Here is a 23264-nt window from a genome sequence, read left to right as displayed (position 1 = left end):
ATGGCCAACGCCCAAAGTAACGAATCCAAGGCCGACGCGACCCAGACCGAAGAGGTCAACCTTCTCGACAAGATCGTCGACGAAAGCCGCGTCGCCAAGTCGGACTCCGAGCATGCGCGAGCGCGCGACATCATTTCGGAGCTGGTGGATAACGTCATGAATGGCACCGTGGTTGTGTCCGACAACCTCGGGGCCACGCTCGACGCCCGTATTGCCGAACTTGACGCGCTTATTTCGGATCAGCTCAGCGAAGTCATGCACGCGCCCGAGTTCAAGAAGCTCGAGAGCAGCTGGCGCGGCCTCGATTACATGGTGTCTCAAACCACCACCGGCTCGATGATCAAGATCCGCATGATGTCCGCGACCAAGCGCGAGCTTGTCAAGGACTTCAAGGCTGCTATTGAGTTCGACCAGAGCGCGATGTTCAAGAAGGTCTACGAAGAAGAATTCGGCACCTTCGGCGGTTCCGCGTTCGGCGCCATCATCGGCGATTTCGAGATCAGTCGTCAGCCCGAGGACATGCATTTCCTCGAGCAGATGTCGCATGTCGCGGCGGCCGCGCATGCACCGTTCATCTCGGCAGCTGCGCCGGAGCTTTTCGGCTTCGATTCGTATACCGAGATGAGCAAGCCGCGCGATCTGGCCAAAATCTTCGACACGGTGGAATACACCAAGTGGAAGTCGTTCCGGGAGTCGGAAGACTCGCGCTATGTGGGGCTTACCCTGCCGCGTTTTCTGGGGCGCCTGCCTTACAACCCCAAGGACGGCACCACGGTCGACGGTTTCAACTTCGTCGAAGACGTCGATGGCAAGGATCACGACAAGTATCTGTGGTGCAACACGGCCTATGCTTTCGGTGCCCGGCTGACGGCGGCGTTCGAAGACTTTGGCTGGTGCGCGGCCATTCGCGGCGTCGAAGGTGGCGGTCTGGTGGAAGACCTGCCCACGCATACCTTCAAGACCGACGATGGCGAGATCGCGCTCAAGTGTCCGACGGAAATATCCATTACCGATCGGCGCGAGAAGGAACTGAGCGATCTGGGCCTCATTCCGCTGGTGCATTGCAAGAATACCGATTACGCGGCCTTCTTCGGCGCGCAGTCGGTACAAAAGCCCAAGAAATACAACACCGATGCAGCCAACGCCAACGCAGTGCTTTCGGCGCAGCTGCAGTACATCTTCGCCGTTTCGAGGGTTTCTCACTACCTCAAGGCGATGATGCGAGACAAGGTGGGTAGTTTTGCCTCGGCGGGCAACGTCGAGGACTTCCTGAACAACTGGATCACCCAGTACGTATTGCTAGACGATAATGCGACGCAGGAGGCCAAGGCCCAGTTCCCGCTGCGGGAAGCGTCGATCAAAGTGTCCGAGATCCCGGGGCGCCCGGGCTCTTATAGGGCGGCGGCCTTTCTCAGGCCACATTTCCAACTAGACGAACTGTCGGTATCACTTCGGTTGGTAGCTGAATTGCCCGAATCGGCGCGCGCGTCGTAAGTTCCTGTTGGTTATTTGAAACTTAAGACGACATCCTGAAAATTTGGAGGGACCGCAGTGAAGGATATTTATATCAAGTTCGATCGCCCCGGCATCAAGGGCGAATCGCAGGACAAGGACCACAAGGACTGGGTCGAAGCCCATACCTGGCATCACCGGATTCTGCAGCCGAAATCGGCGACGGCATCCAGCGCGGGTGGCCATACCGCCGAGCGTTGCGAACACGAAGACATGATCTTCACGAAAGACATGGACGTCGTGAGCCCGCAGCTTTATCAGGCCTGTTCCGGCGGCACGACCTTCTCCAAGGTCACGATCGAATTCTATCGTGCGGATGGCGAAGGCCAGCGCATCAAGTACATGGAAATCCAGCTCAAGGATGCCATCGTCTCCGATATGGCGCCCTCGGTTGAGGCGGAAGGCATTCCGACCGAAACCATGGCCCTCAAGTACGCTGCCGTACAGTGGAAGTACACGCAGCAGAAGATCGGCGGTGGTGCCGGCGGTAGCTCGCAGGGCGCCTGGAGCCTGACCAAGAACGACAAGACGTTCGCTTCCTGAGCGCAGTCTTGTCGGCGGCCTCGACGTTGCCTCGAACCGGCAGCGTTGAGGCCCGCTTTCGCAACGGCTGCGCGCATCGCGCAGCCGTTGTGTTCCATCCAGGGGAACGTTTAGCCGTGGACGGGCATGCGCATGTCGGCGCGTGTCGGGGCGCCTGCGGCTTGGGTGCGGCGTGCTGCACCATCGGTTATAGCGGGGAATGACGTGACTGGATTCGAACCAAGCCTGTTCGAAAAACTGCTTGACGACGACCCCCGTGCGCCTTCCGCGGGCACGGTTGAGCTGCTCAATATCGAACAGGTCAAGGAGTCGGTGGCCCGTGATCTGGAGGCATTGCTCAATAGCCGCCTCGTGTATTCGCAAGAGCTCCTCAGCGGGTATCCGGAGTGCCAGCGCTCGGTGCTGAATTACGGCCTGAACGATTTCTCCGGCCTCAGCTTGGCCAGTTCCTACGACCGCGGCTACGTGTGTCGTTCCCTGGAAGAGGCCATCAGTAAGCACGAACCGCGGTTGCAGAACGTGCGTGCGTCGCTCGAACTCGACCACGAACTGTCCAGCAAATTGCACTTCGCCATATCCGCTCTGCTAGTGATGTATCCGGCCCAGGAGCCGGTCAGCTTCGATGCAATGCTGCAGCCATCGACGCTTCAGTACACCGTCTCCAAAAGCCGTCGCGCCCTGGTATGAGAGCGGCTTCGCTGACTTTCGCTGTAGCCCACGCAAACGCGGCCAAGCGTCCGCCGCAGCGGTGTGACGGATAAGCCATGGAAGAGTTACTGCCGTTCTACGAGCGTGAGCTCGCCTTCCTGCGCAAGTACGCCAAAGAATTCTCAAGCCGTTATCCGAAGGTGGCGGGCCGGCTGTTGCTGTCTGGCGACGTCAGCCAGGATCCGCACGTTGAACGCCTGATCGAATCCTTCGCGCTGCTCAACGCGCGCGTTGCCAAGAAGATCGAGGACGACTACCCGGAATTTACCGACGCGCTGCTGGAGGTGCTCTATCCGCACTACCTGCGGCCGTTCCCGGCCTGTTCCATCGCCCGGCTGGATATCGGCAGTGCCGCCGGCCAGCTGAGCAAGGCCACGACCATACCCCGCGGCACCGAGCTTCGTTCCGCGCCAGTCAAGAATGTGCCCTGTCGTTTTCGTACCGCCTACGACGTCACGCTCGGGCCGCTCGAGCTGCAGCGCGCGGCGTTCGAGCCGGTGGCACAGCCGCCCCGTGCGGTGCGCACCCCGGCGGACGCCACCGGCCAGATATCGCTGACGTTTCATATCACCTCCGAGCAGGCCAGGGCGGCGACGCTCGGCATCGACGACCTGCGGCTGTTCATCGATGGCGAGCCGTCATTTTCTGCCGCGCTGCGCGATGCCCTGTCCATGTACGCCCTCAAGGCCTATGCCGAGGCTGACCGGCACGGTGAATGGGTTGCGCTGGACGAAATACCGATCAAGCCGGTGGGCTTCGACGAAAGCGAAGGGCTCATCGACTACCCGCGTCGTTCGCATCCCGCTTTTCGGTTGTTGACGGAATTCTTCGCCTTTCCGGACAAGTTCAATTTTGTCGATATCGATTTCGCGGCGCTCATGCGGGCTCTGCCATCGGATACCCGTATCTTTACGCTGCATCTATTGCTCACCGGCGTGCGGTCGGATTCGGGTATTGCCCGTACGCTCGAAGGCCTGAGTGCGGAGAGCCTTCTCACTGGCTGCACGCCGGTGGTGAATCTGTTTCCGCAACGCGGCGAGCCGATACGCGTGAGCGAGACTGCGTCTTCCTACCCCGTGGTTGCGGACGCACGCCGAGCGTATGCCTATGAAGTGGTATCGGTAGAGTCGGTCAAACGCGTTCGCCAGACCCCGCAAGGCGAGTCGGTGACGGTGTTTCGGCCGTTCTATTCGCTCCAGCACGGCGCGGATCCGGAAAGCGCCGGCCATTACTGGGTGATGAGCCGCGACGAGATGGTCGCGCGAACCAGCCCGGGCTACGAATACGAGCTCACGCTGGTCGATCTGAATTTCGAGCCGGTCAAGCCCCATACCGACACGCTCAGCGTGGCTTTGACCTGTACCAATCGCGATCTACCCGAGCGCCTGGCCTACGGCCGGCCGGGCGGCGATCTTACGCTGGAAGGCGGCTCGGTGGTGCAGCGTATCCAGATGCTGCGCAAGCCCTCGCCGGGCAAGCGCTTTGCGCGTGGCCGCCAGGCGCACTGGCGGCTGATTTCGCATCTGGCGCTCGATCATCTATCGCTGGTGCAGGGTGGGCTGGAAACATTCAAGGAAGTGCTGCGCATCTACGATCTGTCGCGATCGGCCATCTCTTCACGCCAGATCGAAGGGATTCTGGCGCTGGACTATCAGCCGACCACGACTTGGCTGTCCCGAGGCAATCATGCGGCGGTTGTCCGCGGGCTCGAAGTCACGCTGACCGTGGATGAGGAGAGCTTTGTCGGTATCGGCGTCAACGTATTCGCCCAGGTTATCGATCGGTTCCTGGGGTTCTATGTCCACGCAAACAGCTTTACCCAGCTGGTGATCGTGTCCGGCCACACCGAGGAGGTCTTGCTGCGATGCCATCCGCGCGGCGGCGATTCAGTGCTGGCATAACGCAATCGCTGCTGGAAGAGCCGTATCGCTACGGCTATTTCCAGGCGGTGCGTCTGCTCGAGCTTTATTTCGCGCGTCGCGATGGGCGCCGCGTGGATTTTGTATCCGAGCGGCTGCGTTTTCGTAACACGCTGTCTCTCGACTTCCCGGCGAGCGAGCTGAAGGAGGCGCTGGCGCTGGCTTTCGACGGCTCGGCGATCGAGGACGAACAACAGCGCAACCACGCCATCGAGGAAGGCGACTTGGCCCAGGTGGCCATCACGCCCGCGTTTTTCGGCCTGCTGGGCACGAACGGGGCCTTGCCGCTGCAATACACCGAGCGCTTGATCGGCCGCGAGATCTACCAGCGCGATCGGGCTGCGCGCGCCTTTCTCGACATTTTCTCCAACCGTAGCGCGGCGCTGTTCTATGCCGCCTGGAAAAAGTACCGCTTGCCGCTGCATTACGAGCTGGACCGGCGCGATCGCGCACTGCCGGTCATGCTGTCGTTTGCCGGCATGGATTTCGATCCGCTCAAGAAGCGGCTTCGCGAAGAGCCCGGCTGTATTCATCAGGAAGCGATCGCCAATTACGCCAGCGCGTTCTGGCGCAAGCCTGCCTCGGCGGCCATGGTGGAACGCGTCGTGGCCGATTATTTCGGCGTCGAGGTGCGGCTGGAACAGTTCGTGGCGCGCTGGTACGACGTGCCGCCCGCCCAGCGCACCTATCTCGGGCAGGCCAACGCCACGCTCGGTGGCGGCGCGCTCTCCGGCGAGCGGGTCATGCAGTGCGATATCTGCGTACGGCTGTGGATCGGGCCGCTAAAGCGTGCGCAGTTCACCGGTCTGCTGCCCGGCGGCGACAGCGCCGAGGCATTGAAGAAACTCCTCCAGGCACTTACCGGCGTACGCCTGGAATACGAAGTCGTACTCATTCTGGCCCCCGAAGAAGTCCGTGGTGCGGCCCTCGACGCCGAGCGCGAAGACGGCCGACTGGGCTGGGATGCCTTTCTTTGCAGTCGCCAGCCTGATGCGCCCCGTGCCGATGCCGGCTATCGAATATGACGTGCGGCCCCGCTCATCTACGACCATGACAGGTTGTGCAGAGCTTCCCTAGTTACTGGCTTGAACTACGAATAAGAACATGGCAACGAATCTCAAGACGCTGATCAGCAAGCTCAACCCGACCTGCCGCCGTGCGGCCGAGCGGGCGGCGGCCATTACGCAGGCGCGCGGCAACTTCGAGGTCGACCTGGAGCATCTGTTCCTGGCCCTGCTCGAGCAGCCGAACAGCGACCTGGTACGCGCGGCGCGAAATAGCCGTATCGACCCGGCCGTGCTCGGCCGCGACCTGGAAGCCGAGGTCGCCCGCTTCAAGACCGGCAATACGCGCACGCCGGTGTTTTCGCGTCATATTCCCACCCTGTTCGAGCACGCCTGGCTGATCGCTTCGCTGGATTCGCAGACGGCGAGCATTCGCAGTGGGCACCTGCTGTTGGCGTTGCTTACCGAATCCGAGCTGTCGCAGTTCGCCTCTCGCGGTTCGGCCGAGTTCGCCCGCTTCAAGGTCGATGAACTCAAGCATGATTTCGACGCGCTAACCGAAGGCTCGCAAGAGGCCGCCGAAAGCCTGCGCCAGACCGGGAGCGAATCGCCTGATACGGCGGCGCATGATCCGGAAACGCTCGCCGGCGAAAAGAAAGGTTCGCGCACGCCCGCGCTCGATCAATACACCAACAACCTCACCGCGGCCGCCCGCGAAGGCCGGATCGATCCGGTGATCGGCCGCGAGTTCGAAATTCGCCAGGTCACCGACATCCTGCTGCGGCGTCGCCAGAACAACCCGATTCTCACCGGCGAGGCCGGCGTGGGCAAAACCGCCGTCGTGGAAGGTCTGGCACTCAAGATCGTCGAGGGCGACGTACCGCCGCCGCTCAAGGACGTGGCCCTGCACGTGCTCGATCTGGGGCTGCTGCAGGCCGGGGCCAGCGTGAAGGGCGAATTCGAGAACCGCCTCAAGGGCGTGATCGACGAGGTCAAGAAAAGCCCCGTGCCGATCATTCTGTTCATCGACGAGGCACACACCATCATCGGCGCGGGCGGCCAGGCCGGGCAGAGCGATGCCGCCAACCTGCTCAAGCCGGCGCTGGCACGCGGCGAACTGCGCACCATCGCCGCCACCACCTGGAGCGAGTACAAGAAGTACTTCGAAAAGGACGCCGCGTTGGCGCGCCGTTTTCAGGTGGTCAAGGTCGACGAGCCCGATGCCGAGCTGGCCGCGGCCATGTTGCGCGGTATCGCCCCGCTCATGGAAGCCCACTTCAACGTGCGTATTCTCGACGAAGCCATCACCGAGGCTGCGCGCCTGTCGCACCGATATATCACCGGTCGCCAGCTGCCGGACAAGGCCGTGAGCGTGCTGGATACCGCCTGTGCCCGCGTTGCGCTCGGCCAGAGCGCGACGCCCGCGCGTATCGAAGACGACAGCAAGCGCCTGGATCGACTGGTGGCTGAAATCGACGCGCTGGAACGCGAAGCGGCGGCCGATGACGGCCATGACGAGCGTTTGGCCGAGCTGTACGAACTGCGCCAGTCCATCGAAGCCAGCCTGGAAGCCGACCGCGAGCGCTGGACCCAGGAACAGGCCCTGGTTCGTCAGATTCAGGACCTGCGCGCCAAGCTCGAAGGCGGCCGCAATAGCGCGCGCGGCGCCGCCGCGGGACACGCCGAGCCCACTGATCCCGCCGCGAGCCAAGCTGATAACGCGCCGCCAGCCGACGCCGCCGACCAAAGCGCCGAAGACCGCCAGACGCTCAAGAATCTGGTGGGCGAACTCGCGGCCCTGCAAGGCGAATCCCCGCTGGTTACCAACCAGGTGGATGCCCACGCGGTGGCCGAGATCGTATCGTCGTGGACGGGTATTCCGCTCGGCAAGATGATCAAGGACGAAATCAATACCGTCCTCGACCTGCAGCGGCTGCTCGAAGCGCGGGTGATCGGCCAGTCGCATGCACTGGCCGCGGTGGCCCAGCGGGTACGCACGGCCCGCGCCGGTCTGGAAGACCCGGGCAAGCCGAAGGGCGTGTTTCTGTTCGTCGGCCCCTCCGGCGTGGGCAAGACGGAAACCGCCCTGGCACTGGCCGATATTCTGTATGGCGGCGAGCGCAAGCTGGTCACCATCAATATGAGCGAATATCAGGAGGCCCACACCGTCTCCGGCCTGAAAGGCTCGCCGCCCGGTTATGTGGGCTACGGCGAGGGCGGGGTGCTGACCGAAGCCGTGCGCCGCAACCCCTATTCCGTGGTGCTGCTCGACGAAGTGGAAAAAGCCCACCCGGACGTCATGGAGCTGTTCTATCAGGTGTTCGACAAGGGCACGATCGACGATGCCGAAGGCCGGCCGATCGATTTCAAGAACACCATCATCATCCTGACCAGCAACGTCGGCTCGGCCACGACCACCAAGGCGTGTTTGAACAAGGCGGCCGATGAAATGCCGGATATCGACAGCCTCGATGCGGCGCTGCGTCCCGAGCTGTACCAGACCTTCAAGCCGGCCCTGCTAGGCCGCCTGAAAGTCGTGCCGTACTACTCGATATCCGACGATGCGCTGGTCGAGATCATCCGGCTCAAGCTGGAGCGGATCGTGGCGCGCGTGGCCGAGAACCACCACGCCAAACTCAAATACAGCAACGCGCTCGTCGAAGCCGTACTCACCCGCTGCACCGAGGTGGACTCCGGCGCGCGCAACGTCGACAACATTCTCACCGGCACGCTGCTGCCCGAGATCGCCGGTGCCGTGCTGTCGCATATGGCAGACGGACAGGCGATTGCCGAGATTCGTGTCGGCGCGAAGAAAAACGGGGAATTTACATACAAGGTGGTGTCGGCCTGAGCCGCATAGTTGTGGGTGCGGCGGCTTGCTCGATGCCCGGAGAATGGCTCGAATGAGTTCCAGGCTATTGAAAACAGGCGGTTAGAGTGCTTAATCGCCTATTGTTGGCATTAGCAGCAAACGAAAATTGGGTTTGGTATGATTTTAGCTCGTACTTTGAATTGTTTGCGTTTGTGGCGACTTGGATAAGCGACCGGGTGCTCTCGGGCCGAAAAGTGCGGGGCTGGAGCGGCATAAGCCCGGATGTATGAGCAACGGCCGATAAAAGACAGGTTCGATACGGCGTGAGGATTCAGGCCGATCTTTATGAAATATCAGTATTTATCGAGTCTTTAGGAGCTTTTGCGCGGTGCCGAAAAGATAAGGACATATCGAGTAGGCACTCTGTACGTTCCGGTGCGGCGGCTGCAGAAGACGACGCAGGCGATGGGCATGAGTTTGATTGAGCGGGGCTGAGTTCATGGCGGATTACACGACGTTGGCTGGGGTTCGATTGTCTGCGGCGGCGCGGCGCTTTGTCGCGGCGGTAAGTCGGGACGTGTCCAAACCGGTGGTCGTGACCAGCGGGGCACGTACCCCGCACAGCCAGGCCCAGGCCATGTACGACAAATTCACGCGCGGCGGTTCGTATCAGGTCTATCGCCAGCGCCGGGCCGCGATGGCGATTCACGAGGCCTTCGTCGTCGGCCGCAAGCAACGCCAGAGCGAGCGCGACATCGTGCGCGCCATGGCCGAGGTGATCGAAAAGCAGATGCGCGCACGCACCTATATTTCAAGGCAGCTGCATCCCACCGCCCTGGAGCTTCGCACGCGTGATTGCAGCCCGAGCGAGCGCGAGGCGTTGGCAAAGGCGTGCCGTGCGCATCGCGCTCGGGTGGTCATTCAGGAACGCCATCCGCCGCATCTGCATGTGCAGTTTTGAGCGCGGGAGGTTGTGATGATGTATCGACGGCAATGGATTGTTGGCCTGCTATTCGCCGCGTTGCTCGGCTGTGCGCACGCACAGCCCGCGCCGGTGCGCTTTAAAAGCGACGGCGGCGTGGTCAGCGTGCGCCTGAGCGGCGACGGCCCCAATCCGCGCTATCTCGCCCTGAATACGCCCGCTGGTTGGCGCTATCTCAATTATCCGCCGGCCGGCGCGCAACTCACGCCGTATACCGCCGATACTCATACACTCACGCTCGAACTCGCCACACAAAAAGCCGTGCGCTACGTCGACGGCCAGCGCGAAACCGTCAAGGCCTTCGCCCAGCCGGGCGACTACCGGCTGGTGTTTGCCGACAACACGGAAACCGAGCCCGAGAACACGCAGGGATTCGCCTGTGCGGTGAGGGTGGAGGCATGAGTCCATACATCATGCGCGCGCTGTTGGGCCTGCCGCGGGTCGTAGACCCGGGTCGCCTGCAGGGCGCGCCACATCATTCCAGAACAGGCCAGTAGACCCGCCAGCCATGAACCCACTCGTCGACATGCTTGCCAACGTGCTGCCCGGCGTCGCCCAGACCGACCGCCTGCTGCGCTTGCACACCCCGCGCAGCGGGGCGGAGCTGCTGCCCGAGCGCGTCGACGGGCTCGAGGCGATCAGCGACGGCGCCGGTTATCGTTTCGAGCTCACCGCTCTCTCGACCGATCCGTTCATTGCTCTGGACGAGCTCATCGGCCAGCCCGTCCTACTGGAGCTGATGACTGCCGAATCCCGCACAGAGCTGCGCCCCTGGCATGGCCACGTCACCGCCTTTGAGCGCATCGGCTCGAACCAGGGCGCGGCCCGTTACCGGCTGGTTATCGAACCCTGGCTGGCATTTCTCGGCTATCGCACCGACAGCTATGTATTCCAGAACGCCAGCCTGATCGATATCGTCGAATCGGTGTTTTCGGACTACGTCGGCCAGGGCGCGCTGGCGCCGGCCTGGCGCTGGGATCTGGCCGATCGCGGTATCTACCCCGAACGTAGCCTTACCACCCAGTATCGCGAAACCGATCTCGCCTTCGTGGAGCGCCTGCTCGCCAGCCAGGGCCTGTACTACTGGTTCGAGCACAGCGGCGATCGATCCGCCGACACGCTCGGCACGCATACGCTGGTCATCGCCGACCACAATAGCGCGTTCCAACCCGAAGACGGCCGGCCGATTCGTTTTCATCGCGCCGACGCCACCGAAACCCAGGACGCCATTCAGCACTGGCGCGCACGCGAACAGCGCCATAGCCCCCAGCTGCGCCTGACCAGCTGGGACTATCGAACCCGCGACATGCGCGCCGTGTCCGCTGCCGGCCCGCAAGGCCCGATCGCGATCGACGCCGAGGACACCCCCGGCCAGTACGCCTATCCCACTCGCGAATACGGCCAGCGCCTCGCCGACATGCAGCGCGAAGCCTGGATCGCATCGCAAAGCGTGATCGACGGCGAAGGCGTCGAACGCCAGCTCGCCCCCGGTACGCGCTTCGTGCTCATCGACCACGCCCGCGGCGACGCACCCAGCCTGTGTACCCGGGTGCACCACCGCATCAAGAACAACCTCGGCGCCGATATCTTCGCCGAAGCCGAACGCCAGCTCGGCGATGCCGAAGCCGCACCGCCGCCCTGGCACGCCCGGGCCGCGCGCGCCGACGGCGGCGTTAACGAACACCCCGAGGTGAACGCACGGTCGCCTGGCGAAAGGGCGGATGAAGACGACGATTTTTACCACAACGCCTTCACCGCGATCCCGGCGGATACCGTCTATCGTCCCGCGCTCACCGACGGCCACGGCCTGCGCCTGCACCCCAAGCCCACGATTCGTCGCACGCAAAGCGCGATCGTCGTCGGCCCGGCAGGCGCACCGCTGCATACCGACCGCGATCACCGCATCAAGGTCCAGTTCCACTGGCAGCGCGGCGCGCGTGCCCACAACCAGCAAGCCCATCCGGCCGGCGACGACAACGCCCCGGCCAGCGATCGGGCCGGCACCTGGGTGCGGCTGAGCACGGCCGTGGCCGGCGCCAACTGGGGCAGCCACTTCATCCCCCGCGTTGGCCAGGAAGTGGTCGTCACTTTTCAGGATGGCGATATCGACCGCCCCGTGGTTACCGGCGCGCTCTACAACGGCCAGGGCGAACAAGACGCCCAGCACAACAGTGTGAGCGGGGCGGTGGGTGCCGTCACCGGCAATGCCCCGGCGTGGTTCGCCGGCCAGGCCGGCGAACATGCCCACCCGGCCGTGTTCTCTGGTCACAAGACCCAGGCCCTATCGACGAGCGGGCAGGGCATCGGCGGCTACAACCAGCTCGTCTTCGATGCCACGCCCAAGCAACTGCGCACCCAGCTGGCCACCACCGAATACGCCACATCGCTCGCCCTGGGTCATCTCAAACACCAGACCGACAACCAGCGCGGCGCCGACCGCGGCCACGGCGCCGAACTGACCACGCAATCCTACGGCAGCCTGCGCGGCGGCCAGGGCGTGCTGCTCACCACCGAAGGCGGGCAAGAACAGCTTCGCGCCGACGGCGCAAAAACCGCTCTCGGCCAGGCCCACGGGCTGATCAAAAGCCTCGCCGAAGCCGCCGACGCCCAACAAGCCACCGTCGAAGGCGACCCCAAACCCGCAGACCGCCCCGCGCTCAACGCCCTCGAAGACACACAAGAATCGATCGCCGCCACCGCCTCCGGCACCGGCAGCAACACCCAAAACGCCGAAGCCGCAATCAAGACCACCCAAGGCGGCACCGGCGACGTCCCCGCCTGGGCGCGCCCGGACCTGATCGCCAGTGCCCCGGCCGGCATCGCCGCACTCACGCCGAAAGACCATATCGTCAGCGCCGGCAAAACGCTCTCTGCCACCGCCGGCGATATCAATATCTCCACACAAAACGACCACGTCGCCGCCGTGGCATTGGGCCTGCGCCTCTACACCCAAGGCCAGGCCGCCGACGGCAACAAACCCAATCAGGAAACCGGCATCGCCCTGCATGCCGCCACCGGCGCCGTGACCGCCCAGGCGCAAAGTGCCAAAGCCAAACTCGCCGCCGACCAGTCCGTCACCATCACCAGCACGCAAGCCGACGTGAACGTCAGCGCCATGAAACACATCCTGCTCACCGCCGCCGGCAGCGGGCTGGAAATAAAGGGCGCGAATATCACGCTGACCGCGCCGGGGGCGGTGACATTCCATGCAGGGCAGCATGTGTTGACCGGACCGGGGAGTGGGGCGCCTGAGCCGCTATCTTTTGCCAAGACGCAACTCGAACCCTGCCCGAAAAAGAACGGGAGCGCGGCGGCAGGCGGCGCATCGTCGATCACGTGAGCTCATGACAAGCCTTGACGTACAAGTACGCGAGTTGGGCGAACAGCTTTCCCACTATGGCCAGTGCTATCTGCTGATTGACCCGTACCTTACCGAGCCGCTAGAAGACACTTTAGCCACGGTGGCCGATGAGGACCGTATTGCCATTCCCATCACCCATCCCGCGCTTACCCCAGACCAGCGACCGCGACTCATTCGGATCCGCGCGTCGAATGTCGAATTGATTCGGGCAAGCGTGCGCGAGTCCTGCCGAGAGCAAGGCGACCCCGAAAATGAGGTGTCGACCGGATGGGCGATCGGCGGTTGGTTGTTCACTCGCGAACCGGCGGAACGCGTCGCTCGTCATCTTGCGGGCGTGATGACGCTTAGAGCCCCCAGCGAACCCAGACCCCGATATATGCGTTGGGCGGATCCACGGGTGTTGGCCTGGCTCTGGCCGGCGCTCGATACGCAACAGCAGGCTCAACTAATCGGCCCGATTGACGCCTGGTGGACGCTCACCCGCAAACCCGAATGGGCGATTTACGAAGCCGTCGATCAGGAGTTGTCAGTTCCAAGCCCTGATGGTTATCTAAGGCTGAGCGCCGCGCAATGGAAGACCGCGGCACGCGGCGAAAACGTGCATGCGCTGGTACGGGCATGGCAACTTATGACTGAGGCATTGCCGGCCGATTACCTGGCGCGCGCTTCACGGCTGATCGAGCAGTGCGAAGCACAGGGACTGACCCGCGCGTCGGATAGTCAGGTGCTCGCCCTATGTTGCCTGCAAGTGCATCCGCGACTGATGGCGCATTCGCGTATCCGTGCCTGTATCGACCAGGCGCGTGTATCCGATATCCCCCTGGCCGATGCGCTGGCATCGATCGAGAATCCGGACGGCTGGCAACGAATCCAAGCCGAGCTGGATGACCCGGCATTCGTACGTTCTACCGAACCCGTTGCGAGTTAAAGCTTATGGCCGTTGTCGACCCGCTGGAAAACGCAAGAAATGCCGTCGCTGCGACGACCCCGCATGCCGGAAACGGCGTGGGCGGCTGCCCGGCCTGCAACAAGGCCGGCCTGCCCATTCTGCTGGTACGGCCCGGGATAGCGGACGCCGAATACGCACGAACGCATGTCGATGCCATCAGACCCCTTTTGAAAGGCACTGCAGACGCCGTGCCGCTACCGACGTCCGGTTATGTGGCGCGTACGCTACGAGAGGGGTTTGTCCACGTCTACTATGCTGCCCCGCAAAGCGCCCAGATCGTGGCGCATGATGGGTGGCAGATATTTCGGGTCAGCGACGGTGGTTATATGACCCCGTACCCGATAACGGACGCGGCCGCGCCTGCTGAGCCAGAAAAGAATGACGCGTTCGCCTGTTCGGCAACGGCCAACTATGGCACCGCGATGCTCTTGTCTATCGCCGACGCGGATCGTGGAGGCCCGGTATGGGTTGGGTTCGCGGATCATGTTTGGAGTCCGGCAGTTCGGGAACATTACGCCGGCGATAGCGGGTTGCGCGACCAACGCATGACGCGCATCAACGCGGCGGACGCATCATGCGAGGCGAGCGTGACGCTCACGCAAGAGTTCGTGGGTGGGCATGTCGTGGATTACGCAGCGCGTCCGGTACAGCGAAACAATCTCCGCGGCAATCCGTACCCGCCATACGAAGCCCGACCCGAGTCGAGCGAAACGCTTCTAGACCGGGCCAACTGGATCATCGAACAAGGTGGAGATAGCGAGCTATCGATCGACAACGCGCTGGTCGTTGGCGTCGCCGACCCGATCGGCGTGACAACTGAAGCGGCAGTGCGGCGCATGAGCCTGACACAAACCGCGCAGGATTGGCTCAACAGCCAAGGCCAGAACGGCCGGTGGAAACTACAAACGGCGCAGACGATCCAGAATATGCTGGATCGTATTGATCGGCAGGAAACCAAACTGCTGCGTTCGTTAGATGACTACCGGGATCTGGAAGGCCAGTACGTGAAGTCGCACGAATTCCAGCAGATGAAAGATGATGGCCGCCTGCCGCCACAGGCCACCTTTGATCGGGCGGAGCGAGGTAACTTCGGCCATATTCGCCTGCCGAGCCAACAAACGCTGGACGAACAAAGCGCCGACCGCAAGGAGAACATCACGGATCAACTGGATCCTGCGTGGTCGAGCTTTCTCAGTCGCTACAACGCGAAAAAAGAAGAAGACAAGCAGTTGCGTATCGCGCTGGATCGGGATCACGACGCGTGGCTGCAAAGCACGATGCGCAAAGTCGCCACCGAGCACGACTACGATACCGCGACCCCCTGTGACGGCACCGCCTATGCCACCGCCGTAGCAAACGTGACATGCTTCGGACCGCAGACGAGCGTCAGTGAAGAAAGCTTTGCCACGATTCTCTCGGCCGATCCGCAGGATACGAACAATCTCATCATGCGGGCGCTGCTGGGCAACCAGCAAAGTCACTTCGAGTGGATCACGGCGCCCGAGCAGCAGCAGTCGGAATATAAGGCCATTGCCACCCTGCTCATGCTCCCACAGCTGGAGGGAGGGCAAGCCGGTAAGGTAACGGAGGCCGCTAGAGCCGGTTTGGCCGGCATCGCTCATCCCTTACTGGGCGTGTTGGGCGCAACCGCCATGGTGCTCAACAAACAGCAAAGCGATTCGCCGATTCTTCGTTTAAGAATCCAGCGTCTAGCTGGCGCAACGGCGAGCCAGAGGCGGGGCAACGAACCGCCAGCCCTCCTTGAAATTCATCTACCTTTGGCGGACCTGATGGCCGCCTGGCGTGCCCAGCGCAACCAACACCTCGAGTCACTTCAAGAGCTGCGTAACGGCGTAAGAACGCATGTCGCGGCAGGCGCGATGGCATTGGCGCTCAGCGAACACCCATCGGCCGCGGAGAAAATGGTCAAGGCCTGGATCTGGACCAATGAGCGACCGGCCGAAATCCAACGGCTGTTCGGCGCTACGAAAGCAGCGGCTAAGAACCGGATTAGTCATTTGAAGCCCGCCTTTTCGAATCTGAATCGCGCTTGGGCAGCAGCGCCGGAAATCCCGATCGACCGGGCCAAGCTATCGCAGCTGTTTACCCAATCAATGACCGCCGCCCGCTCTCCGGACGGTCTGCTCAGCACAAGCGTTGCCATCTATGATTTCTATTCGCTGATCGAAGGCCTGGATTCGCTGGAAACGCTAAGTGGGCAAGAGCGTGAAGAGGCACTGTTTAAGATAAGCGCGGCGGCACTGAACGTCGGTGGTGGCGTACTGGACATTAGCGGGCGTGTGAGTCAGGCCTGGGCGAAGCAGGCGACGAAAGGGGCTGGAGAAGCGGCCTTGAAGCGGGCGAGTGTTGCGAGTGGCAGGTTGATCGCAGGTGGGACAGGGATATTTGCCGTCGCGGCGATGGTCGCTACTTTCGAATCTGGGTTATCCGCCTATTCAGCTTTTCAGAATTCGGACACAGATTATGGTGTTGCCGAGATTTTGATGACGCTGATTAACGCTGCCTCGGTTGTAGCGTTGGGTGCTGTTGCCGCCGGTACCGCAGGCTTCTCGCTATTGAGTGTTTCAGCCGGCACACTGATTGCCGTGGGATCGCTGATAGCGTTCGGTTTGGTGCTTGCCATATTCGCGATTGGCTATTGGGCGGCGTTTGCCAAGGATGACGCGATAGCGAATTGGGCTAAGCGCTGCATCTGGGGCGACGTCGGCGTCGAGAAGTACGGTACACAAAAGGCCGAAGTCTTCGCGCTGAACAAAGTGTTCCTGCTTCTAACTGGGACGTTACATATCCGTACCGATCCCGGTTCAGTATCTGCCATGCCGGCAGGCCCAGACAGGCGGCGTGAACAGGTCAAATTAACTTTGCAGTTCCCGAACAGCAGCCAGCGCGTTTGGGGCTATGTCATCAGTGGCATCAACGAAGCCGGTCAGCGCGTGTTGTTAGCATCGCACAAGCACGGTCAGCTCCAATTTGAACACTCGTGGCCTTGCGTGGTCAGCGCGCCCGGTAGTGAGGTTGAACCCGAAGTAAAAGACGACGTATTCAGACAAACTGTCGCTTTCCCGCACGACAGCCTGAACAATATCGAAGCGGTCGTCGTGGTGTACGCAAATGCGACCGCGACGCAGCCCCTCTATAGACAGACCATAAAGGCAGAACATGTCGCTTTCGGCTACTAACGATACGGGGGACGGGCGTTGCCTCGTTGACCTGCACCAGGGGGGCGAACCGTATTTCGAACTACCAGACAATGTGCCCGCATGGCAAAAAGTAATGCGGCAAAGACCTCACCGGGTCGTCGACGATACAAAACAATGCGCTCACGAAATGCCCATGACCTGGGGCAATCTCAAACGTGTGTATCCGGATGCGATCGAGCTCGGTTCAGATAAAAGCGATGGGGTTTTTTGGAAAGTCTTTTTTTGGTTTTTTATTGTTTTGCTTGTATTGGGGGTGGCGGGGCTGACGACATTTATGGTTTTTATGGCGATATTTGTTATTCCAGGTTTCTATAAGCTAATTGTGATACCCACCTTTATTGTTTCTGCGGCGGGGTTTCTAGTCGTTTCGATGATGTACCGTAGTCTGCCCGCAACGGACATGTACGCAGCCCAACTCTTCAACAGGAAGACCCGCGAAGTTATCTTTGTCACGCGCACGCAGCCTCGGTTTTTCAAGCCAGTCGAAAGAAGCCAACCGGTTTATAAGGTTGAGTCGTGGGATAAAATGCACGTCCGTTCGTACAAGACCCAGATCGTCGGCCAGGGCAGTTATCAGACGATGTATCATCTCCAGCTTATATTCGAGGATCCGGACAACCCTCGGTTCGCCGGCAGCACATGCGCCATTGGCGGTGCCAATTATTCAGACGATTATCTGTTTCAGCTCTATGAGTACGTACGGCGGTACATGGAAGAGGGCGCACCGCCTGTAGGCCCTGGCTGTGTCCCCGATGTCGAAAACCCGCCGCCAGCACCGCCGTTCAAGCAGGCCGACATTGAGGCCGCCGGCGGTCGAGCGCTCAGTAACCCCGAAATTCTGGCGATTCTCGATAAGAACGATGTCCGGGTCGCGGAAGACCTTCGTGAAGCGCTCAAAGCTACGACTTAAAGCTAACTAAGGCGTTGCTTAAGGCGATACGAGCCCTTAAGCGTAGCTGCTGAATAGAATTTCGGGCGCCGCTCACCGACGGCCACGGCCTGCGCCTGCACCCCAAGCCCACGATTCGTCGCACGCAAAGCGCGATCGTCGTCGGCCCGGCAGGCGCACCGCTGCATACCGACCGCGATCACCGCATCAAGGTCCAGTTCCACTGGCAGCGCGGCGCGCGTGCCCACAACCAGCAAGCCCATCCGGCCGGCGACGACAACGCCCCGGCCAGCGATCGGGCCGGCACCTGGGTGCGGCTGAGCACGGCCGTGGCCGGCGCCAACTGGGGCAGCCACTTCATCCCCCGCGTTGGCCAGGAAGTGGTCGTCACTTTTCAGGATGGCGATATCGACCGCCCCGTGGTTACCGGCGCGCTCTACAACGGCCAGGGCGAACAAGACGCCCAGCACAACAGTGTGAGCGGGGCGGTGGGTGCCGTCACCGGCAATGCCCCGGCGTGGTTCGCCGGCCAGGCCGGCGAACATGCCCACCCGGCCGTGTTCTCTGGTCACAAGACCCAGGCCCTATCGACGAGCGGGCAGGGCATCGGCGGCTACAATCAGCTCGTCTTCGATGCCACGCCCAAGCAACTGCGTACCCAGCTGGCCACCACCGAATACGCCACATCGCTGGCCCTGGGTCATCTCAAGCACGAGACCGACAACCAGCGCGGCGCCGGCCGCGGCGCCGAGCTGACCACGCAATCCTACGGCAGCCTGCGTGGCGGCCAGGGCGTGTTGCTCACTATTAAAGGTCAGGCGAGAGCAGGTTCATGCCGCCCGTTGGGTCGCTGAACTGGCTAATTGGCGGACGACGACTACGTCTCCGAGATTTTTATCGCGCCCATAAAAAAGCCCCCTAGGGTAAGGGGGCAAGGTGCGAGAAAGGCCGTTAGGCCTTTCGGAGGAGATTCGGTTTCAGCGTGTTTGCTGATGTTGCGTTGCAGTATACCCGGTCTACGACTTTAGTCAAGTATCCGTTCCGGAAAAAATCTGGTTCGGTTTCTATCGGTCCGATTGCTTTTCCTGATCGCTATTATCGGCATCCGCGCCAGTTACTTGCGGCTGTTCGCCGTCTTTTTCTTTGCGCTTGAGGTTGGCCAGGAATTCGCGCCGTACGGTTCGCCAGATCGGGACCTGATACTGCGAGAGCTCGCGCAGGGCGGCGAGCGGGTTGTTAACGTCCAGCAATCGTGCCACACGGTGTTTGAACTGCTGTTGCTGCTCGCTGAAGAACTCCAGCGACAGTTCAAGATAGGAACTCACGGTGCTCTGCATGGAGTCGCCGTAGAAGCGGATGATGTTGCGCAGCACTTCGGTCCGAAAAATCGGGTCGCCGCCTTCTTCCTGCTCGCTGATGACCTGGAGGAGGATGCTGCGGGTAATGTCGTCGCCGCTGCGCTTGTCGATGACGGTGAAGTGTTCGCCCCGGATCACCAGCTGGCGAATATTCTCCAGCGTGATGTAGCGGCTGACTTCCGTATCGTAGAGTCGTCGGTTCGGATACTTCTTGATGATGCGCGTGTTGTCAGTCATCCCGTGCCCCGTCATACAAAGAAATAGCGCAGCGCGCAGCTTGCTGCATCGCGGCAATACGATTGTGCCAGATCGGCGCGTGCAAACGTAGGGCGTTGAGTCGGCGGCAATAAAAACGCCCGCGCGGGGCGGGCGTTTCGGGCCGGTGCGACGGGTGTGTCAGCGGCCGAGCTGGCGCTCGCGGATTTCGTCGAGGCTCTTGCAGTCCACGCACAGGGTCGCGGTCGGCCGGGCTTCCAGGCGCCGGATACCGATTTCCGTACCGCAGGTATCGCAGAAACCGTATTCATCGCGATCGACGCGGGAGATGCCCTGGTCGATCTTGCGAATGAGCTTGCGCTCGCGGTCGCGGGTACGAAGTTCAAGGCTGAACTCCGATTCCTGGCTGGCACGGTCGGTCGGGTCGGGAAAGTTCGCCGCCTCGTCCTTCATGTGATGCATGGTGCGATCGACTTCTTCCATGAGCTCCCGTTTCCAGTTCATCAGGATTCGGCGGAAGTGATCGCGCTGCGCCTCATTCATATACTCTTCACCCTCTTTCGGGGTGTAAGGCGTAAATTGCTGAGGCGCCTCGAGTTTCGATTCTTTCTGAGTTGCAGGCATGCGGCCCTCGGGTCAGATAACAGCGCGTACGTTTAGCATGCTGGAGTACGGCCGTGCAACGATTTTCTTGAGCGGCGTGCGATCCTGGCACGGTTCTGGCAGACTTGCGCCTCTCGCAAACTCCGGCCGTCTCCGGCTTTTTGTCCATGACGCTTGGCGCGCTGCTATTCGATGTCGACGGCACTCTGGCCGATACCGAACCCGAGGGCCATCTGCCGGCCTACAACCGGGCGTTCAAGGAGCACGGTCTGGACTGGCGCTGGACCAAGACGCTCTATCGCAAGCTGCTTCTGATTTCCGGCGGCCGCGAACGCATCAATCACTACCTCGACAGTTACGAGCCCGAACTGGGCCCGAACGACGAGCGCGTGCGCGAGGACCGCGACAACTGGGTCGCGGAGCTGCACCAGAGCAAGTCGCGCTATTTCCGCGACCGCTTGCGCAAGGGGCGGGTGCCGCTTCGGGCTGGCGTGGAACGCCTGATTCGCGAAGCGGGCGAGTCGGGTCTGCGTATCGCCATCGTGACCAATGCCACCCGAGCGACACTCGAGCCGTTCCTGGCCTATGCGCTGGGCGACGAGTTGTTGGCCTATATCGAACTGACCGTATGCGGTGACGAGGTCGACAATAAAAAGCCCGCGCCCGACGTTTACCGTATGGCCTGTGAGCGCCTGGGTTGTGCGCCCGCCGAGTGTATTGCCATCGAGGACTCGAATGCAGGCGTAAGGGCGGCCCATGGCGCGCACGTGCCCGCGTTGGTCACCGTGAATGCCGATACCCGCGATCAGGTCTTCGACAGCGCCGCGGCGGTGCTGGATTCGCTGGGCGAACCGGATCTGCCGGTGACCATTCTCAAATCCCCCGGCTTTGATTTCGACTACGTCAATCTGGACGTGCTGCGGCGCATCAACGGCGAAGCGGCGCCGGCGTCTGCCGATTAATCGCCGCGTTTGACCGGGGCGGTACCGCCGCTCGGGTGACACTCCAGATACAGCAGCGTGGCGCCGACCACGGCGGCCGGCATCACCACGAGATTGGCCAGCGGCAGCGCGGTCATGAACGTCACCAGGCTGCCAAAGCCCAGGTGGCGCCAGCGCCGCGCGCGCATGCGCAGGATCTTGTCGTCGAAACGCAGCCCGCGGTTGGCCATGGGCTGGTCCAGATACTCGAACGAGAGCATGAAGGCACCGAACACGAACCACATCGGCGCGATGGCCAGATTCGCCCCCGGTATGAAGAACAGGGCAAGGCTCACAATGCCCAACATCAGCGCGCGGCCCAGGTAATAGCGTAGCCGCCGCAGCTCGCCGAACAGGCCGTCGGCCATTTCGCCGGCCAGGCTCATACCCGATTCGGGCGCCTGGCCAGTCACCAGCTTTTCCACCTGGGCCGACAGCAGGCCGTTGAAGGGGCTGGCAATCAGATTGGCGAGCAGGGTGAAGATATAGCAGAACGCCAGCGTTGCCAGCAGCACGCCGATCCACCACAGCAGGGTCTCCAGCCACGCGAGCCAGTCCGGCAGGCCGGATAGCCAGGCATGCAGCCAGCTGTCGAGCTGCCAGCCGAGCAACGAAACCAGGCCGGCGATGAGCACGATATTGATGAGGATAGGAATCACGACGTAGCGGCGCAGTGACGGTTCGCCCAGCATGCGAAACCCTCGCAGCAGATAGGACGGGCCGGCGCTGAATTCGGTAATCGGATTCATCGTACGTTCGGGTAGCTCGACTAGAATTTGGGCAATTCGACGCGCGCCGGCGTCCACTCGGACGGTCGCGCGGCTTCGAAGCATGAGTGTAGAACAACCCAGGGAAAACCCATGAACAATCCGAGCTTGCGATGGTTTGCCGTACTGCTGTGCTGTATGACGCTGGCGCTGAGCGCCTGCTCCCAGGACGACAGCGATCAGGCCCAGGCCCAGCTCGAACAGGCGAACGCCGAACTCGAGGCAGCCCAGGCGAAGGTCGACGCCGCCGAAAAGGCCCAGGCCGAAGCGAAGGCGCGCGAAGATAAAGCGGCGGCGGAAAAAGAGGTCGCCGAAGCCAAGACCGAAAAACGCGAAGCCGCAGAGCGCCAGACGCAGGCGGCCAAGAAGTCGGATAGCGCCACCCAGCAAGCCCGTGCCGAGGCCCGCGAAGAGGCCAAGAGCAACGAGCAGCCGGTCTGCGGTGATTGCGGCACGGTCAGCTCGATCACGCCGGTCACCACCAACGGCGACCCGAGCCTGATTGGCAGCGTCGCCGGTGGCGTGGCCGGCGCCGTGGTCGGCAGCCAGATCGGCAGCGGCTCGGGCAAGACCATCGCCCAGGTCGCGGGCACCCTCGGCGGCGTGTTCGCGGGTCGCGAAGTGGAAAAGCGCATCAAGCGCAAGACCATCTACCAGGTGGCCGTGGCCATGGACGCCGGCGGCTCACGCACTGTGAGCGTGGATACGGCGGATAGCATCAGCCCCGGAACCCGCGTACGCGTTCAGGGCAACAGCCTGATTCTGATGCGCTAGACCTGTCGCCTCTGCCGGTGCCGCCAAGTTTGGCACCGGCAGGGCGTCGATCGCTTCAGGGCAGATGCACCGGCGTGCCGGGGTGCCAATTGTCGGCCCGGTGATCGACGATCACGCTGGTATCGATACCGCCACGCATCCAGAATTCGGCGTGCAGGCGCATGAAGCGCGGCTGGGTCGCGGCTACCAAGTCTTCCAGGATCTGGTTGGTCACGGCCTCGTGAAAGGCGCCTTCATCGCGGTAAGACCACACATAGAGCTTGAGCGATTTCAGCTCCACGCAGCTCGCCTCCGGCACATACTCCAGATACAGCGTCGCAAAGTCGGGCTGGCCGGTCTTCGGACACAGGCAGGTGAATTCCGGAATACGCATACGAATGGTGTAATCGCGCTCCGGGCTCGGGTTGGGAAAGGTTTCGAGATCGCGGCTCGGTTGGGTCGACATCGGTTCTCCGTCGTGCGCGCTTTGGTCGCTAACAAGTGGGCTAAGGAAGCTCTGCACAACCTGTCGCGGTCGCGCCGGCGTGCTTTGCGCGCGATTGACAAGGAAGTGAGAGCGTAGCGTGCTTGGTGCACGCTAGCGAACACTGACGCCGATCAAGCGTGCGCAAAGCCGGCGGCCCCGAAGGGGTTCGGCCTCACAGACGCCGCGACTGCGTTGCCAGG

The 23264-nt window shown here is 62.0% G+C and carries 19 protein-coding genes; 15 read left to right on the top strand and 4 right to left on the bottom strand.

All coding sequences use genetic code 11. The features are described from left to right. The 13 genes from tssC (at position 1) to ABNU97_RS09505 (ending at position 18754) form a co-directional block, all read left to right on the top strand. A complete protein-coding gene (tssC, locus tag ABNU97_RS09565; RefSeq protein ID WP_348766505.1) occupies positions 1-1494 on the top strand; it encodes a type VI secretion system contractile sheath large subunit in 1494 nt (497 codons plus the stop codon). Between the two features lie 57 nt (positions 1495-1551). After that, complete coding sequence (locus ABNU97_RS09560) at positions 1552-2055, top strand: type VI secretion system tube protein Hcp (RefSeq protein ID WP_293627297.1); 504 nt, start codon at positions 1552-1554, stop codon at positions 2053-2055. Between the two features lie 204 nt (positions 2056-2259). Continuing rightward, entirely contained in the window at positions 2260-2742 is a 483-nt protein-coding gene (tssE, locus tag ABNU97_RS09555) for a type VI secretion system baseplate subunit TssE (RefSeq protein WP_348766504.1), read from the top strand. 77 nt (positions 2743-2819) lie between these two features. After that, a complete protein-coding gene (tssF, locus tag ABNU97_RS09550) occupies positions 2820-4664 on the top strand; it encodes a type VI secretion system baseplate subunit TssF (protein WP_348766503.1) in 1845 nt (614 codons plus the stop codon). Beyond that, the gene (gene tssG / locus ABNU97_RS09545) at positions 4628-5707 is read left to right on the top strand and encodes a type VI secretion system baseplate subunit TssG (RefSeq protein WP_348766502.1); all 1080 of its coding nucleotides are present in this window, start codon (positions 4628-4630) and stop codon (positions 5705-5707) included. The genes tssF and tssG overlap by 37 nt, the downstream gene beginning before the upstream one ends. Before the next feature lie 79 nt (positions 5708-5786). Further along, entirely contained in the window at positions 5787-8537 is a 2751-nt protein-coding gene (gene tssH / locus ABNU97_RS09540; protein WP_348766501.1) for a type VI secretion system ATPase TssH, read from the top strand. Positions 8538-8997: 460 nt separating this feature from the next. Then, positions 8998-9459, top strand: a complete 462-nt coding sequence (locus tag ABNU97_RS09535; RefSeq protein ID WP_348766500.1) for a hypothetical protein — start codon at positions 8998-9000, stop codon at positions 9457-9459. An 18-nt stretch (positions 9460-9477) separates the two neighbouring features. Next, entirely contained in the window at positions 9478-9882 is a 405-nt protein-coding gene (locus tag ABNU97_RS09530; RefSeq protein ID WP_348766499.1) for a hypothetical protein, read from the top strand. A 106-nt stretch (positions 9883-9988) separates the two neighbouring features. After that, the gene (locus ABNU97_RS09525; RefSeq protein WP_348766498.1) at positions 9989-12820 is read left to right on the top strand and encodes a type VI secretion system Vgr family protein; all 2832 of its coding nucleotides are present in this window, start codon (positions 9989-9991) and stop codon (positions 12818-12820) included. Positions 12821-12824: 4 nt separating this feature from the next. Further along, complete coding sequence (locus tag ABNU97_RS09520; RefSeq protein WP_348766497.1) at positions 12825-13769, top strand: DUF4123 domain-containing protein; 945 nt, start codon at positions 12825-12827, stop codon at positions 13767-13769. A gap of 5 nt (positions 13770-13774) precedes the next feature. Continuing rightward, positions 13775-16990, top strand: coding sequence for a T6SS effector BTH_I2691 family protein (locus tag ABNU97_RS09515; RefSeq protein WP_348766496.1), 3216 nt, complete (start codon positions 13775-13777; stop codon positions 16988-16990). A gap of 154 nt (positions 16991-17144) precedes the next feature. Continuing rightward, positions 17145-17921 (top strand): hypothetical protein, encoded by a 777-nt coding sequence (locus ABNU97_RS09510; protein WP_348766495.1) that lies wholly within the window; start codon positions 17145-17147, stop codon positions 17919-17921. Positions 17922-17974: 53 nt separating this feature from the next. Further along, a complete protein-coding gene (locus ABNU97_RS09505) occupies positions 17975-18754 on the top strand; it encodes a type VI secretion system Vgr family protein (protein ID WP_348766512.1) in 780 nt (259 codons plus the stop codon). Between the two features lie 210 nt (positions 18755-18964). On the opposite strand, the gene phaR is transcribed toward ABNU97_RS09505, so the two are convergent. Together phaR and dksA are read right to left on the bottom strand one after the other, a co-directional pair. Next, the gene (gene phaR, locus ABNU97_RS09500) at positions 18965-19495 is read right to left on the bottom strand and encodes a polyhydroxyalkanoate synthesis repressor PhaR (RefSeq protein WP_348766494.1); all 531 of its coding nucleotides are present in this window, start codon (positions 19493-19495) and stop codon (positions 18965-18967) included. A gap of 159 nt (positions 19496-19654) precedes the next feature. Further along, positions 19655-20098, bottom strand: a complete 444-nt coding sequence (gene dksA, locus ABNU97_RS09495) for an RNA polymerase-binding protein DksA (protein ID WP_293626570.1) — start codon at positions 20096-20098, stop codon at positions 19655-19657. Positions 20099-20244: 146 nt separating this feature from the next. Here dksA and ABNU97_RS09490 point away from each other — a divergent pair, with 146 nt between their 5' ends. Further along, the gene (locus ABNU97_RS09490) at positions 20245-21039 is read left to right on the top strand and encodes an HAD-IA family hydrolase (RefSeq protein ID WP_348766493.1); all 795 of its coding nucleotides are present in this window, start codon (positions 20245-20247) and stop codon (positions 21037-21039) included. Here the strand turns inward: ABNU97_RS09490 and cysZ are convergent. Continuing rightward, a complete protein-coding gene (gene cysZ / locus ABNU97_RS09485; protein WP_348766492.1) occupies positions 21036-21806 on the bottom strand; it encodes a sulfate transporter CysZ in 771 nt (256 codons plus the stop codon). The two genes, ABNU97_RS09490 and cysZ, sit on opposite strands and share 4 nt — an antisense overlap. 111 nt (positions 21807-21917) lie before the next feature. Here cysZ and ABNU97_RS09480 point away from each other — a divergent pair, with 111 nt between their 5' ends. After that, the gene (locus tag ABNU97_RS09480; RefSeq protein WP_348766491.1) at positions 21918-22598 is read left to right on the top strand and encodes a glycine zipper 2TM domain-containing protein; all 681 of its coding nucleotides are present in this window, start codon (positions 21918-21920) and stop codon (positions 22596-22598) included. A gap of 55 nt (positions 22599-22653) precedes the next feature. Here the strand turns inward: ABNU97_RS09480 and queF are convergent, their stop codons facing one another. Then, the gene (gene queF, locus ABNU97_RS09475) at positions 22654-23043 is read right to left on the bottom strand and encodes a preQ(1) synthase (protein WP_348766490.1); all 390 of its coding nucleotides are present in this window, start codon (positions 23041-23043) and stop codon (positions 22654-22656) included. Positions 23044-23264: the final 221 nt, after the last annotated feature.

Source organism: uncultured Salinisphaera sp., assembly GCF_964012375.1.
Classification (GTDB): Bacteria; Pseudomonadota; Gammaproteobacteria; order Nevskiales; family Salinisphaeraceae; genus Salinisphaera.
The sequence above is the reverse complement of the archived record's forward strand: the minus strand, read 5'-3'. Positions and strand labels throughout refer to the sequence as shown.